The sequence below is a fragment of the Pectobacterium punjabense genome, assembly GCF_012427845.1.
In the GTDB taxonomy this organism is placed as follows: domain Bacteria; phylum Pseudomonadota; class Gammaproteobacteria; order Enterobacterales; family Enterobacteriaceae; genus Pectobacterium; species Pectobacterium punjabense.
The window spans coordinates 2,135,349-2,151,022 of record NZ_CP038498.1 but is presented as its reverse complement, the minus strand read 5'-3'; the positions used below and the strand labels follow the sequence as shown (position 1 = coordinate 2,151,022).

15 protein-coding genes are annotated in these 15,674 nt (G+C 49.3%); 7 read left to right on the top strand and 8 right to left on the bottom strand.

Features of this window, described 5'->3' with window-relative positions:
• Window positions 1-16: 16 nt before the first annotated feature.
• Both nudB and aspS read right to left on the bottom strand, forming a co-directional pair.
• The gene (nudB, locus tag E2566_RS09640) at window positions 17-460 is read right to left on the bottom strand and encodes a dihydroneopterin triphosphate diphosphatase (RefSeq protein WP_005967739.1); all 444 of its coding nucleotides are present in this window, start codon (window positions 458-460) and stop codon (window positions 17-19) included.
• Between the two features lies 1 nt (window position 461).
• A complete protein-coding gene (aspS, locus tag E2566_RS09635; RefSeq protein WP_107170668.1) occupies window positions 462-2,258 on the bottom strand; it encodes an aspartate--tRNA ligase in 1,797 nt (598 codons plus the stop codon).
• A 173-nt stretch (window positions 2,259-2,431) separates the two neighbouring features.
• On the opposite strand from aspS, the gene E2566_RS09630 reads away from it, so the two are divergent.
• From E2566_RS09630 to cmoB, 6 genes are all read left to right on the top strand, one after another.
• On the top strand, window positions 2,432-2,674 hold the full coding sequence (locus tag E2566_RS09630) for a hypothetical protein (RefSeq protein ID WP_133169878.1): 243 nt from the start codon (window positions 2,432-2,434) through the stop codon (window positions 2,672-2,674).
• A gap of 80 nt (window positions 2,675-2,754) precedes the next feature.
• Window positions 2,755-3,972 (top strand): EAL and HDOD domain-containing protein, encoded by a 1,218-nt coding sequence (locus E2566_RS09625; RefSeq protein ID WP_107170669.1) that lies wholly within the window; start codon window positions 2,755-2,757, stop codon window positions 3,970-3,972.
• Between the two features lie 91 nt (window positions 3,973-4,063).
• The gene (locus E2566_RS09620; protein ID WP_107170670.1) at window positions 4,064-4,876 is read left to right on the top strand and encodes a DUF72 domain-containing protein; all 813 of its coding nucleotides are present in this window, start codon (window positions 4,064-4,066) and stop codon (window positions 4,874-4,876) included.
• Window positions 4,877-5,030: 154 nt separating this feature from the next.
• Window positions 5,031-5,426 (top strand): MAPEG family protein, encoded by a 396-nt coding sequence (locus E2566_RS09615; RefSeq protein WP_010275916.1) that lies wholly within the window; start codon window positions 5,031-5,033, stop codon window positions 5,424-5,426.
• A gap of 277 nt (window positions 5,427-5,703) precedes the next feature.
• Entirely contained in the window at window positions 5,704-6,447 is a 744-nt protein-coding gene (gene cmoA / locus E2566_RS09610; RefSeq protein WP_107170671.1) for a carboxy-S-adenosyl-L-methionine synthase CmoA, read from the top strand.
• On the top strand, window positions 6,444-7,430 hold the full coding sequence (cmoB, locus tag E2566_RS09605; protein ID WP_107170672.1) for a tRNA 5-methoxyuridine(34)/uridine 5-oxyacetic acid(34) synthase CmoB: 987 nt from the start codon (window positions 6,444-6,446) through the stop codon (window positions 7,428-7,430). Before cmoA ends, cmoB begins: the two co-directional genes overlap by 4 nt.
• Window positions 7,431-7,582: 152 nt before the next feature.
• On the opposite strand, the gene cutC is transcribed toward cmoB, so the two are convergent.
• Both cutC and E2566_RS09595 read right to left on the bottom strand, forming a co-directional pair.
• Complete coding sequence (gene cutC, locus E2566_RS09600; protein ID WP_107170673.1) at window positions 7,583-8,341, bottom strand: copper homeostasis protein CutC; 759 nt, start codon at window positions 8,339-8,341, stop codon at window positions 7,583-7,585.
• A gap of 288 nt (window positions 8,342-8,629) precedes the next feature.
• Window positions 8,630-9,178, bottom strand: a complete 549-nt coding sequence (locus E2566_RS09595; RefSeq protein ID WP_107170674.1) for a VOC family protein — start codon at window positions 9,176-9,178, stop codon at window positions 8,630-8,632.
• A 656-nt stretch (window positions 9,179-9,834) separates the two neighbouring features.
• Between E2566_RS09595 and argS the strand changes: the two genes are divergently transcribed.
• The gene (gene argS, locus E2566_RS09590; protein WP_107170675.1) at window positions 9,835-11,565 is read left to right on the top strand and encodes an arginine--tRNA ligase; all 1,731 of its coding nucleotides are present in this window, start codon (window positions 9,835-9,837) and stop codon (window positions 11,563-11,565) included.
• An 80-nt stretch (window positions 11,566-11,645) separates the two neighbouring features.
• On the opposite strand, the gene murJ is transcribed toward argS, so the two are convergent.
• The 4 genes from murJ to rimJ form a co-directional block, all read right to left on the bottom strand.
• A complete protein-coding gene (gene murJ, locus E2566_RS09585) occupies window positions 11,646-13,181 on the bottom strand; it encodes a murein biosynthesis integral membrane protein MurJ (protein ID WP_107170676.1) in 1,536 nt (511 codons plus the stop codon).
• 127 nt (window positions 13,182-13,308) lie between these two features.
• Window positions 13,309-14,274 (bottom strand): Gfo/Idh/MocA family protein, encoded by a 966-nt coding sequence (locus tag E2566_RS09580; RefSeq protein WP_107170677.1) that lies wholly within the window; start codon window positions 14,272-14,274, stop codon window positions 13,309-13,311.
• A gap of 28 nt (window positions 14,275-14,302) precedes the next feature.
• Window positions 14,303-14,941, bottom strand: a complete 639-nt coding sequence (locus E2566_RS09575) for a YceH family protein (RefSeq protein ID WP_107170678.1) — start codon at window positions 14,939-14,941, stop codon at window positions 14,303-14,305.
• 9 nt (window positions 14,942-14,950) lie between these two features.
• Entirely contained in the window at window positions 14,951-15,535 is a 585-nt protein-coding gene (rimJ, locus tag E2566_RS09570) for a ribosomal protein S5-alanine N-acetyltransferase (RefSeq protein WP_107170679.1), read from the bottom strand.
• Window positions 15,536-15,674 lie beyond the last annotated feature (139 nt).

Below are 15,674 nucleotides of genomic sequence, written 5' to 3'. Positions count from 1 at the left end.
TCCGAAAAAAGCCTGTTCAGGCCGGATAAATAACAAACTCTTCAATCGCCTGCCGATTGCTCCAGGACTTAGTTAACTGTGCCGCATGGGGCACATCCAGCCACTGGTAAGCAAGATGCTCGGATAATTGCACCTCGCGCTCAGCAGGTAACGCAAGACAATACCAATGTTCGGTATTGTGCGTGACCCCCGGCGCATAGCGACGTCTCAAATGAGCAAATAGCTCAAACTCAATACAGCGCTGACAGTCAAAGAGTGATAACGCTTCAGCGGATATATCAATGTTAACTTCTTCTTTGACTTCACGCTGTGCAGCATACGGCGCACTTTCCCCTTCTTCTATACTCCCCGTCACGGATTGCCAGAATTCAGGATCGTCGCGCCGTTGCAGCATCAGCACCCGCCCAGTGTCACGGGCATAAATCACCACCAACACCGAAACGGGTCGCTTATATACCATCTTATTCGTTCTCGGATTTTCCATCCTGAGCCGCTTTCCCTTTCACAACAACCGCAATCGCAAGCTCTTCCAGCGAGGCCGGGTTGGCGAAGCTTGGCGCTTCCGTCATCAGGCACGCCGCCGCCGTTGTTTTCGGGAAGGCGATAACGTCACGAATGTTATCGGTACCCGTCAGCAACATCACCAGACGGTCAAGGCCAAACGCCAGACCCGCGTGCGGCGGTGTACCGTATTTCAGCGCGTCCAACAGGAAGCCAAATTTCTCACGCTGTTCTTGCTCGGTAATGCCCAGAATACCGAACACCGTTTGCTGCATTTCACCACTGTGAATACGCACGGAACCGCCGCCCACTTCATAACCGTTAATCACCATGTCATAGGCGTTGGCGATCGCCGACACTGGATTGGCTGACAGTTCTGAAGGCAACATGTCACGCGGCGCGGTAAACGGATGGTGCATCGCGGCCAGCCCACCTTCGCCATCTTCCTCAAACATGGGGAAATCAACCACCCACAGCGGTTCCCAGCTATTGTCTTTCGTCAAGCCCAGATCGCGACCCAGTTTAAGGCGCAGCGCGCCCAGCGCATCAGTCACCACTTTCGCGCTGTCCGCGCCGAAGAACAGAATGTCACCATCTTGCGCCGCTGTGCGTTCCAACAATGCAGACAGCCTGTCTTCATTCAGGAATTTTGTGACCGGACTTTGAACGCCTTCCAGTCCTTTGGCACGCTCGTTGACCTTGATATAAGCCAAACCTTTCGCGCCATAAATTTCAATAAACTTGCCGTATTCATCAATCTGCTTACGGCTCAGCTGTGCGCCGCCCGGTACGCGGATAGCGGCAACGCGACCTTTGGCATCGTTTGCCGGGCCGGAGAACACTTTAAAGTCAATGTCTTTAACCAGATCGGCAACGTCAACCAGCTCCAGCGGGTTGCGCAGATCTGGCTTGTCGGAACCAAAACGACGCATGGCCTCTGCGAACGTCATGATCGGGAAATCGCCCAGATCGACGCCTTTCACATCCAGCCACAACTCACGCACCAGTTTCTCCATCACTTCACGCACCTGTGGCGCAGTCATGAAAGAGGTTTCCACATCAATCTGAGTAAATTCAGGCTGTCTGTCGGCGCGCAGGTCTTCATCACGGAAGCATTTGACGATCTGATAGTAACGGTCAAAACCAGACATCATCAGCAACTGTTTGAACAGCTGTGGGGACTGCGGCAGCGCATAAAATTTGCCTTTATGTACGCGGCTCGGCACCAGATAGTCACGCGCACCTTCCGGCGTCGCTTTCGTCAACATCGGCGTTTCAATGTCCAGAAAACCGTGATCGTCCATAAAGCGGCGAACAAAACTGGTGATGCGAGCACGCGTTTTCAGGCGTTGCGCCATTTCTGGGCGACGCAAATCCAGATAGCGGAATTTGAGACGCGCTTCTTCGGTGTTGGTTTGGTTGGAATCCAGCGGCAATGCCTCAGAACGGTTAACGATCGTCAGAGCATTAGCAAAAATCTCGACTTCGCCCGTCGCCATATCTTTGTTGATTTGGCTTTCTGGACGGGCACGTACGACACCGGTAAGTTGGATACAGAACTCGTTACGCAACTCGGATGCCAGTTTAAATGCGTCCTGACGATCCGGGTCAAAGAACACTTGAACCAGCCCTTCACGGTCACGCATATCAATAAAAATCAAACCACCCAGATCGCGGCGGCGGTTAACCCAACCGCACAATGTCACTTCCTGGCCCACATGGGACGAATTCAACTGCCCGCAATAATTAGTACGCATCACGATGTCCTTTTACTCATCCGCCAGCTCACACGTTTTCACGGTAGATCACGCTTCACGGTCGATCACAATGCAAAAACCGTGGCATTTTCGCTGCGCGGTATGGTTTTTCTGGGTTACTGTTCGGTGAAAAAAGGCGGCTATTATAAAGGATAATAGCGCGGACGATAAGTATGAAGGTAACGCTCTACGATGCAGGAGCCTACTCTTTTTACGAAATTTCTCTGCTGGTTAACGAAATGTTCACCGATCAGGACAGTGTTGTTGCAAAACACGGCACCATAACGTCCAAAGGCATCACTTCTCAGCAATGTCGACGTGAAGCCACTTCCGTTTTCCCCCTCCCAGCCCATCGCGCAAGGATTTGTGGAAACCCGCCTTCCCTTTTAATAAAACCTGCTAAAGTTAATAAGTAACTCATTATTTTTATAAAAATTTTAATAAAAAGCGCTTTCCCATTATTGGCCAATGCGTATGATTTACATGGAGAACAGCTATGTATTCATTTGTTGCCCGTCAGCCTATCTTAAATCAGCACCTACAAACCGTTGCCTACGAGCTACTTTTTCGCATGGACATCACCAATAAATTTCCTGATGTCAGCCCTGAATTTGCGACTGCACAGCTTATTTCCGATCAGTTCTTGACCAACCCACTGACAAAATCTGTCGTGGAACAACCTTACTATATTAATTTTCCCCATCAGATGCTGATCAATGGCCAGGCCGAAGTATTGCCACAAGAAAAGGTCGTGATTGAAATCCTTGAAAATGCGATACCCAATAATGATCTCTTTGCTGCTGTAAAAAAGCTAAAAAGAAAGGGCTTCAGAATTGCACTTGATGATTTTTCGATGGATTCAGAATGGGATCGCTTTTTGCCTTACACGGATATCATCAAATTTGATTTGACCCAGTCGACGTTTGATGAAATTGAAAAATTCATCAAAAGAACAGCACCGCGCAAGTTAACCTACCTGGCGGAAAAAGTAGAGACACATGAGCAATATCTGCAAAGCAAAAAGCTGGGAATCTCACTTTTTCAGGGATATTTCTTCAGTCGTCCTGAAATGATTAAGTCGAGAAAATTAGTTAATAACTCCAGCAACACCGTCAGGTTGCTGAGAGAAGTCAATAAACCTGAGATCAACTATGCCACGATCGAAGAATTGGTCTGCGCCGATCTGTCGCTTTATTATAAGTTGATGCGCCATATCACCAATATCAAATACAACACCCGCTTTGGCATCACCGCGACCTCGATGTCGTTTCGTTCAATGGCAATGCTGCTTGGGCAGCGTGAACTTAAACGTTTTGTCTCATTAATTAGCATTACCAACAGTAATGAAAATAAACCCAGCGAGCTTTATCGTACCAGCTTAATTCGCGCCAGATTTTTTGAATTATTGTATGCCTCCTTTAATGTGAAGGAAGATACCACTGAAGCGTTTCTATGCGGATTATTATCGCTGCTTGATGCCGTACTCGATTCCCCCATGCCGCTGCTGCTTTCACAAATCGCGCTATCCGAAAAAATTAACCAGAGCTTATTAGAAAACACTGGCGAACTGGCAATTTATCTGACGTTAATTGCTAAATACGAACAGCAAGAATGGGAAGAACTTGAACACCTCTTAAACCAGTTAGGTGTCGATGAAGAAAACTTCTTTACCATGATAATGGAGGCCACACAGTGGGCGGATGAGATTTTATAAACGATTTCCCTCAACTCACTCGCGCTCCCCTGTCGATTACGCAATAATGGCAAACATCCTATTGAGGCTCAATGATGTGATGGTGCAGTAGATGTACATCGGATTACCACAATGGCAGCACCCTGCGTGGAGTCGGCTGGGGTTAAACGACCTTGCCGACTACAGCCGTTATTTTACCTGTGTTGAAGGTAACACGACCTTTTATGCGTTACCTTCGCGCGAGATTGTCGGCCGCTGGCGTGATATGACGCATGATAACTTCCGCTTTTGCTTCAAATTTCCCTCAACGATCAGCCATAAAGCAGCCTTGCAAAACTGTGATAGCGATGTTGCCCTTTTTTATCAATGCCTTGAGCCGATTGAGCACCGTATCGGACAGCTATGGCTACAGCTTCCTGCCGTCTTCAGCCCCGCACAATTGCCCATTTTGTGGCGCTTTCTTGAGGCCTTACCGCAGGAATTTAGCTACGGCGTGGAAGTGCGCCACCCGCTATTTTTTGCTAAAGGTGATGAGGAACGTGCGCTCAATCAGGGGCTACAGCAGCGCGGCGTCAATCGCGTAATTTTAGACAGCCGCCCAGTTCATCACGCCGCACCAGATAGCGCCGCTATGCGTGAGGCACAGCGTAAAAAGCCGCGCGTACCGGTACACGCCGTACTGACCGCCACGCAGCCGCTGATCCGCTTTATTGGCAGTGAAACACAGGAAGAAAACCTGCGCTGGTTCGAGTCATGGCGTAATAAGCTGCCGCAGTGGCCTGAGGCAAATCCCTTCTTCTTTATTCACACGCCGGATATTGGTGATGCCCCACCGCTAGCACAACGGCTTTGGCCATTACTCGCCGAGATCGATCCAACATTGCCACCGCAACCGGATTGGCCGCAGCAGGCAACGCTTTTTTGATCCAGTAAACAGGGGATGTGTTAGTTCGTTTAGTTATAAACACTCCCTCAACGTAACCCATTTCCGCTAAAAAAATTGGGCTTTACAGGCGACAGGTGCGCCAGGTAAAGCTATTATTCTGCAAGCCGTTTTCGGTTAGGTCTCGGAGTAAAAAATGGTAAGTGCGCTCTATATCGTGCTCGGCGCAATCTTGTTGATAAAGCTGTCTATTGATGTTGTAAAACTGAGAATGCAGTATCGCGTGGCGTATGGCGACGGTGGATTTTATGAGTTACAAACCGCAATCCGAGTACATGGCAATGCGGTGGAATATATTCCGATTGCGGCGATTTTGCTGGTGCTGATGGAAATGAATGGCGCGCTTATCATCATGATCCATTTTTGCGGCATTTTATTGATCGCCGGGCGCTTAGTTCACTACTACGGCCTTCGGCATCGCGAATTCCGCTGGCGACGTTCAGGTATGGCAGCAACCTATGCCTCACTCATTCTGATGATTGCAGCAAACCTCTATTACCTTCCTTGGGATCTGGTTTTCACGCTGTATTGATATCGTGAGACAAAAATAATACCCGCCGTTCTCGGGCGCACAGACATAATGCGTCCGGGAATCAAAAACCGCGTCCACATGTGGAAGGCGAAGATCATATACCCTAAATAATTCGAGTTTCAGGCAGGCGGCAAGCGAGTGAGTCCCGATGAGCTTACTCAAGTAAGTGATTCGGGTGAGTAAGCGCAGCCAACGCACATGCAACTTGAAGTATGACGGGTATGGCGTATTCTGCTAGAATACGCGCCTCTTTATTACTTTCAGTGCACTTTCTGCCATGCCAAACCGCGATATGCTTTTTTCTGTGCCAATTGCCAATTTAGGCGACTGGACATTCGATGAACGCGTTGCCGACGTATTTCCCGATATGATCCAACGTTCTGTACCCGGTTATTCCAACATCATTTCGATGATTGGTATGCTGGCAGAGCGATTCGCCCGCCCGGATAGCCTTGTCTACGATCTAGGATGTTCGCTAGGCGCAGCCACGCTATCTATGCGACGTAATATCCACGTACCGGGTTGCAAAATTATCGCGGTAGATAATTCTCCGGCAATGGTGAAACGCTGCCGTAGCCACATTGATGCTTTCCGCTCCAATACCCCTGTCGAGATTGTCGAAGCCGACATCCTGAATATTGATATTGAAAATGCTTCCATGGTTGTGCTGAATTTCACCCTTCAATTTCTGGAACCTTCTCAGCGTCAGGTGCTTATCGAGCGTATTTATCAGGGATTAAATCCCGGCGGCGTTCTGGTGCTTTCTGAGAAGTTCAATTTTGCAGACAAAGACGTCGGTGAATTGCTGTTCAATATGCATCTCGATTTCAAACGAGCCAATGGTTACAGCGAGTTAGAAATCAGTCAGAAACGCAGTATGCTGGAAAACGTCATGCTGACCGACTCGGTAGAAACTCATAAGGCGCGACTGGCAGATGCTGGCTTTGAGCACAGCGAAGTGTGGTTTCAGTGTTTTAATTTTGGTTCGTTATTAGCCGTGAAAGCAGAGGAAAAGGCGTGATCGATTTCGGCAATTTTTATCAGCAAATCGCAAAGGGTCCGCTCAGCCACTGGCTTAATACGCTACCTTCACAGCTCAGCAGTTGGCAGCAAGAATCCTTACACGGTAAGTTCAAGTTATGGTTTAACTCGTTGGAACATCTCCCCTCGCTGACGCCGACCTCGCTGGATTTAAACGATAGCGTCACCGCGCGCGTGGAACCCGATATTTCCATCGGCCAGCGTGAAGGCATTGAAAAACTGCTGCGTAATCTGATGCCATGGCGCAAAGGCCCGTTTTCGCTTTACGGCGTGGATATCAACACGGAATGGCGTTCAGATTGGAAATGGCAGCGCGTTCTGCCGCACATCAGCCCGCTGAAGAATCGCCTCATTCTGGATGTAGGCTGTGGTAGCGGCTATCACCTGTGGCGGATGGTCGGAGAAGGCGCCACGATGGCAGTCGGTATCGATCCCATGCAGCTGTTCTTATGTCAGTTTGAAGCCGTGCGCAAGCTGCTCGGTGACGATCAGCGCGCGCACGTTCTACCGCTCGGCATTGAACAACTTCCTGAACTTGCGGCTTTCGATACCGTATTTTCCATGGGTGTGCTGTACCATCGTCGTTCCCCGCTCGATCACCTGTGGCAATTGAAAAACCAACTGGTGGCAGGCGGCGAGCTGGTGCTGGAAACGCTGGTCATTGAAGGTGATGAGAATCAGGTGTTAGTGCCAGGAGAACGTTACGCGCAAATGCGCAATGTGTACTTCATTCCGTCCGCTGCGGCCTTAACAACATGGCTTGAGAAATGTGGGTTCGTTAATGTCCGTATCGTCGATAGTTGTGTCACCACGACGCAGGAACAACGCCGGACAGACTGGATGATCACGGAGTCGCTGGCCGAATTTCTCGATCCAGATGATCCAACGAAAACGGTAGAAGGCTACCCTGCACCAGTACGGGCGGTATTGGTTGCCAATAAACCGGGTATCTATCAGCCCTAAATGACTGCACTCAATAAAAAAAGCCCCAGCAAGATACTGGGGCTTGGTACTTGCCATGCAAACCTGATGGTATGCGGCGCGGCAAAATTGAAGAATGACGATGGGGTGTTTATCGCAATACAGTCTATTCCTATACTGTGAAATTTCTTACGTCATGACGCGCACTGCGTTTCACGGTCTGGGCTGACCGCCCGCTTCATTGCTGCGACCACGTCGCCATCCACACAGTACTGACTAAATTCATCTAACTCCGCGTCAGAACACATCGACACACCGATCTTGCGATAACGCATAGGAGATGGTGCCCACTGCCCAGCAGAGCTATGCAACTCCCGGATACCCGCTTGCTGAAATTTATGCACGTTGGTTAACCGCACGCCGGAACCCGCCATAATAATAGGACCGCGACTGGCCTGCGTTAGTTCACGTAACAGTCGTAATCCATTTTCCGCAGTCTGCTGCTGCCCAGAACTCAATATGCGCGATACGCCAAGATCGGTAAGTTGTTCTAATGCAATATAAGGGTTCAGGCACATATCAAATGCTCGATGGAAGGTGACTGCCATCCCCTGCGCCACCGCCATGATTTCGCGCATTTTGGGCAAATCAATGTGCCCTTCCTCATTGAGTACGCCGACAACGACACCGGGAAATCCCATCTCGCGAATCTGCTCAATGTCATATTTGATAGCAGCAAACTCCGTCGGGCTGTAGCAAAAATCCCCTCCTCTCGGGCGTACAATAGGGTGAACAGGAATCGCGACCTTTTCGCTGGCACCACGCAGCGCGCCATAGGATGGCGTTAATCCCCCCTCTCGCTGTCCTGCGCAGAGTTCAATTCTGTCGGCCCCAGACTGCGCTGCTGTTATCGCACAATCAACGCTATAACAGCATACTTCCAGTTTCGTCATCGCGACTCCTCCATATAAACTCCCAGACTCTTTTTCTTAATCATCGAAAATCGACGAATCATCACGCCGATTAAAGTCATAACTATGGCATTCACATTCATATCGTGAGGAGACAGGAGTCACAATGAACACGATACATTAGCGAAATAAACATGACATAAACCACAATTTTATTAATATGTTCTACAGCAACAGCAATTGGCATGAATAACGCGATATCGCATTTTATCTTTCAGCCATGGTTATCTTTCTGATTACCTTATGTTCAGGTTATTTACTATTTTCTTTCTATAGAGGAGAGCTTTCACTCGCGACAACATCTCGTATATCACATGGGTGAAATTTTATTGTCACTTTCCCATTGGTTATCGCCAATGTTGGGTTAGGCATTCGTTCTTTTTCGCCTTGCGGAGAGCTAAATTTAAGTTTGATACCCGGTGTACGCAATGCGTCATCAGACAAGCAGGCTAGCGCACGCTGATGCAGCGTCTCCGCATCGCCAGGCAGTACCAGTTCTACATGCTCCCAGCCTTCATGGGGATAGTACTTCTCTCCTGGCCACGGCAGCTCAATACACGTAATCTGCCAAGGACCAATCAGGATGGCTTTATCCAGTATAAACAAGCAGATTGGACGACCATTGATACGGTTTTCAGACAACAAAGTGCCCGCTTTTAGTAACGCCGTTTTCCATGATTCAGCCGTCGTATTCTGATGGCAACGCAAAGAAATATGGTCAGCCTGAAATGCATGTAAATCCAACTGGAGCGCACCAGCGAATTCCTGTAGTTCTTGCTCAAAACGCGCTAAATCTGTTATCAAATCATCGGGCAACATATCAGGTAAGGCTCCTCACAGCATCTCACATATCAACGGCTATTCACGCAGTGAGAATATCACATTCATAACATTTTCTAATTAAATTATACGTCCCTCGCGAATGTATTGACTTACCCTGTTTCCACATAAAACGCATTAAATGCAAAGAAAAGAAAACCATGTCACTCAGTTAATAAACGGCAATGTTTTTTACCTGACGTTAATTTGAGATACTTTTCGCAATCTATTCTGGGAAGAATCTTAAATAAGACCTAGCCCATTGAGTATTAGAATGAAAAAGTATAAATTAGGGAATCAAATAATAACGCAGAGATATCACTATGGTTTTACTCATTATATCTATCGTGCTTATTGCTATTGCGGCATATGCTATTTTTCGTCATTTTAAAACCAGAGACTCACATAAAATTGGTGTAAATAATCGTTCAAGAAAACGTTAAGAGCGCGACTTCTATTTATTTTCATTTTGCCTAACGTTACTTTCTCTTTTTTCGTGTTCTCCTTGTTTATTTTTTCATACCCCCTCTTTTTTCATCCCTCGCTCGGCAGGCATTTTTCATCTGAATATCTCTCAGTTCCCCCCTGCCCGTCTGCTGACGGGGAAAGGCAAATATGGTATAAGCAAGGCTTGATTTTTTATTTAAGGTAAACCGGTGAATATTCAGGCTCTTCTCTCCGAAAAAGTCAGCCAGGCGTTAACTGCGGCAGGCGCGCCAGCAGACAGCGAAGCTCAGATCCGCCAGTCGGCAAAAGCACAGTTTGGTGATTACCAGGCTAATGGCGTCATGGTCGTGGCAAAAAAACTAGGCATGCCGCCGAGACAATTGGCCGAAAAAGTCGTCCAGCTTTTGGAACTGGAGGGCGTTGCGGAAAAAACAGAAATCGCAGGCCCGGGATTTATTAATATTTTTCTCGATAAGCAGTGGGTTGCGAGCCAGGTTGAGAACGCCCTGAATGCACCAAAACTGGGTTTAACGCCCGTTGAACCACAAACGATCGTGATTGACTACTCCGCCCCCAACGTCGCGAAGGAAATGCACGTCGGCCATCTACGCTCAACCATTATTGGTGATGCAGCCGCCCGTACGCTGGAGTTTTTAGGCCACAATATCATTCGCGCTAATCACGTTGGCGATTGGGGTACGCAGTTCGGCATGCTGATTGCGTACCTTGAAAAAATGCAAAACGAAAGCGCCAGCGAAATGGATCTGTCCGATCTCGAAGCGTTTTATCGTGAAGCAAAGAAACACTACGATGAAGATGCTGATTTCGCCGAACGCGCACGCGGTTACGTAGTGAAATTACAGGGTGGCGACGAATATTGCCGTCAGATGTGGCGTAAGCTCGTCGATATCACCATGACGCAGAACCAGATCAACTATGAACGTCTTAATGTCACGCTGACTAAACAGGATGTGATGGGTGAAAGCCTGTATAACAGTATGCTGCCGGGCATCGTTGCCGATCTGAAAGCGAAAGGTTTAGCGGTTGAAAGCGAAGGTGCAACGGTGGTTTTCCTTGATGAATATAAAAACAAGGAAGGCGAACCGATGGGCGTCATCATCCAGAAAAAGGATGGTGGCTACCTCTACACCACGACAGATATCGCCTGTGCCAAATACCGTTATGAAACCCTGAACGCCGATCGTGTGCTTTACTATATCGATTCTCGCCAGCATCAGCATTTGATGCAAGCTTGGACCATCGTGCGTAAAGCTGGCTACGTGCCTGACTCTGTCAGCCTGGAACACCATATGTTCGGTATGATGCTGGGCAAAGACGGTAAACCATTCAAAACACGTGCAGGTGGAACGATCAAGCTGTCCGAACTGTTGGACGAAGCCTACGATCGCGCACTGAAACTCATCGCAGAAAAAAATCCACAGATGGAAAGCGATGAGTTAGAAACATTGGCGAAAGTGGTTTCTATCGGCGCCATTAAATATGCCGACCTGTCGAAGAGCCGCACCACAGACTACGTTTTTGATTGGGACAACATGCTGGCGTTTGAGGGCAATACCGCGCCTTATATGCAATACGCCTATACACGTGTCGCGTCCATTTTCAAGCGAGCAGGAATACAGGAAGACACCTTAACGCAGCCGATTACGCTGAGCGATGAGCGTGAGTTTGCGCTTGCCACACGCCTGCTGCAATTTGAAGAAACCATCACCTCCGTCGCCCGTGAAGGCACGCCGCATGTGATGTGTAGCTATCTGTACGACCTGGCTGGCCTGTTTTCTGGTTTTTACGAGCACTGCCCGATTCTTAATGCTGAAAATGACAACGTGCGTCAGAGCCGTCTGAGACTGGCGCTGCTTACAGCGAAAACGCTGAAGCAAGGTCTGGATACACTAGGTATCGAAACCGTCGAGAAGATGTAATTCTGCCATCAACGGACAACAAAAACGCCATGGATGCAGTATCCATGGCGTTTTTTTTATTTCGTAATATCGCTACGTGGTTACACGCTACGGCGGGCAAAATCCCGGGGGCGGAATCCCAACAGCGCCAGCGTGGCAAAATAGGAACCCGCCCCTGCGACAACAACCAGCAGCAGGCGCAGGATGCGTATCGTCATATTGCCGTCATCCCATGCAGGCATCCACCACAGCATGCCCAGTAAAACCACCGACATCACGATAACCGCGACCAGCAGGCGCACCAAAAACCCTCCCCAACCCGGCAGCGGTCGGAAAATATCCTGCTTACGCAGTTGCCAGTACAGCAACCCTGCATTCAGACAGGAGGCAAGGCCGATGGACAACGCCAGACCAGCATGTTGCAGCGGCCCGATAAAGATCAGGTTCATCACTTGCGTCAAGATCAGCGTGACTATCGCAATTTTTACCGGCGTCTTGATATCCTGCCGGGAATAAAAGCCGGGCACTAACACTTTGACGACAATCAACCCCATCAGCCCAATCGAGTAAGCAACCAGCGCACGTTGAGTCATCAACGCGTCAAAGGCACTAAATTTGCCGTACTGAAACAGCGACACGGTTAACGGTTTAGCCAAAATACCTAATGCTACCGCGCTTGGCAGCGCCAGCAGGAAACACAAACGGAGCCCCCAATCCATCAGGCGGGAGTAGTCATCGTGATTGCCACTGGCAAAACTTTTCGCCAGCGACGGAAGTAAGATCGTCCCTAACGCCACACCCAGTACGCCAGAAGGAAATTCCATCAGACGATCGGCGTAATACATCCATGACACCGCTCCCTCGCTGAGGAAGGATGCGAAAATGGTGTTGATGATCAGCGAAATCTGGCTCACCGACACGCCTAAAACCGCGGGTCCCATCAGCTTCATGACCCGCCAGACACTTGGGTCACGCCATTTCAGGCGCGGCAAAACCAACATGCCAATCTTTTTCAGATGCGGTAACTGATAGCCGAGTTGCAGTAAACCACCCACTAATACCGCCCAAGCCAGCGCCATAACGGGAGGATTAAAATACGGCGCAGCAAACAGTGAGAAACCAATCATGCTGACATTAAGCAGCGTCGGCGCAAATGCGGGTACCGAGAAACGGTTCCAGGTGTTCAGCACCGAACCTACCATGGAGGTCAGTGAGATCAGCAGGATATAGGGAAACGTGACTCTCAGTAGATTAGAGGTCAGCTCAAAGCGCTCAGGCGTCGCGGCAAAGCCAGGAGCCGTGACCATAATGACCCAAGGGGCGGCGACCATCCCCGCTACGGTAACCAACGCCAAAATCAGCGTCAGCATCCCGGAAACATAAGCGAGAAACGTTCGCGTAGCCTCATCGCCCTGCTGACTTTTATATTCGGCCAGAATAGGCACGAATGCCTGTGAGAATGCGCCTTCCGCGAAAATACGGCGAAGCAGGTTGGGGAGTTTGAACGCCACAAAGAAGGCATCCGTCGCCATACCTGCACCAAAAATGCGGGCGACGATAGCATCGCGCACAAATCCTAACACGCGCGATAACATGGTCATGGAACTGACGGCAGCCAGTGATTTAAGTAAATTCATCCGATTATGTTCTGAACGGTTCAGGGGTGATTATTGACCCGTTGAGGTCATCCTGATTGCGAGGTGCGACTAGTCTACGCATTGCGCGTGTAATAGCTACCTAACATTGCCATAACCGCTGAACTTTTCAGCTTTTTCCCAGCAATTTCTCAATCATACGCTGGGACAGTAACGCCTGATTACCTGATGTTTCCGCTGGTTTCCGTTGTTCAATCGCCGTCATAAAATGATGCACTGCACCGACAAACCCGCGTTGTTCCAGCGTAGTTTGCCAGGATGGCACGGCTGGGCTGAACGTCATCCCTTCACGATCTTCACGCCATGCACGCATCTCATCCACCTGATATAAGCCTCCCTTAGCGACAGCCTGAACCCATTCCCGTTGGCTACCTGCCTGACGATGCATGCTGGTCGTTACCTGACAGTTGCCGCTCTGGAAATGGTGTTCGGCATACAGCAGTTGACCGTCCGCATTCGCATGCAGGACACCATCAACCAACTGAGCATCACTGCCTGCGAGCCATAACGCAGTATCCACCACATGCAGATAGTCATCCAGTAAGGTAAAACGCACATCCTGTGGCCCGACACTATCAATACGGTGTTTATCCATACGCAAAGATGCGGGTTGATCCAACCGCTGTTTTAACTGCTGATAACACGGTGCAAAACGGCGATTAAAGCCAACCATCAGAATTTTTTGTTGTTGCTCTGCCAATTCGACGAGCGCTTCTGCCTGCGTAAGCCGCTCTGCCAGCGGCTTATCCACGTAAACATCGACACCCGCTTTAAGCAGTTGGCTCACGACAGAGAAATGGCTCGCGGTGCTGCTATGAACGAAAACGGCATCACAGTGTGCCGCTAACTCATCCAGCGCAGAGAAACTCGCCATCCGGTAGTGCTGGCAAATTCGTTGCGTTTTTTGCTGGTCAGGAGAATAGGCACCGACCAGCTCCCAGCGCTCGGCCTGGCTGAGAATGGGCAAATAAGCTTTCTGCGCGATGGCTCCCAGGCCGACGACGCCGATGCGAGGGCGTCGGGTGGATACAATAGGTTCTGCGATGCTTTCTACGGATGACAACTGAGGCTTCATGGCTGGTATTCTCCCTGGTACAAATTCATTACGCTAACAGCGCAGCAAGCTGGCGTTTGAGTTCAGCGACCTCTTTTTCCAATGCCTCAACCCGCTCGGTAAGCGGATGAGAATTGTCGCTCGCGCGTTCTTCCTCTGAAACCGCTATATCACTGACCTCACCGCTGAAAAGATGCTGATAGCGACTTTCCCGTTTACCCGCTTCCCGTGCGAGTCTGACCACAAATGGGCCATCATCACGCCGTTGCAGTTGCTCAAGGGTGGACTCAGCTTCGCTGACATCGGAAAATTCGTACAATCGAGCAGCACGCGTACGCAGTTCACCTGGCGTCTGTGAGCCACGGAGAAGAAGTGTGGTTACCAGCGCCACTTCCGCAGGAGAGAGTTTCAGGTCGCCAAATTCAGAATTACAAAAACGATGTTCGTACTTCACAACACGGTTACCAAAGCCACTGAGCGTACGCAGGAAGTGCTTTTTCACGAGCAAATCCAACGTTTGCTGCACTTCACTTTCGCTTAGCTCCATCACGGGTTCGCGGTTGGTTTTCTGATTGCAGGCTGTGGTGATGCCGTTTAACGACATGGGGTATTGATCCGGTGTGGTAATTTGCTTTTCCAACATACAGCCGATCACGCGGGCTTCACGAGCATCTAATTGGTATTTCATCATTATTCCTTAACGCGGAGACTTCCACTCGGCGTTGGTCAGCGCGGTTAATACATGATCCTGCCATTTCCCATCAATAAGCAGATAGTCTTTCGCATAGCCTTCACGTTCAAACCCCAAACGCGTCAATAAATTCCCACTGCGCTGGTTATGCGGCATATAGTTAGCCATGATACGGTGCATATGCTGCTGACGCTGCATATAACGCAGCGCTGGCTGCAACGCTTCATACATCAGCCCCTGCCCCTGCCATTTCTGACCAAGGGAATAGCCCAAATAGCAGGCGTGGAACGAGCCCCGTAGCACATTGCTAAAATTAGCCACGCCACACACTTCGTTTTCATTCGGATCTAACAGGAGGAAGTAATAGGCACTACCCTGTTTATGCATATCGTTAATCACGCTCAGCCGCGCCTGCCAGCCTGATGGGTAACAATGGCTCGCGTCCCTTACGGGCTCCCACGGTTTGAGAAAGTCACGATTTTCAGAATAGTATTCAGCCAGACGCCATGCATCGCGTTCATGGGCCAGACGCACCACCAGCCTGTCGGTTGTCAGTTGCACTCTTGCTGGTGTTAAACGATAGCCAAACATTTTTCCCCCTACCTCTCCATGTTGTCGATAAGTAAAATTCATCGGCGCTGAAAAAATCGTTATTCTACAATAAGCACAAAATATCGGTATTTCCGATAATCCTTACTATAACCACATAAATTCATAGACGTAAAATCCT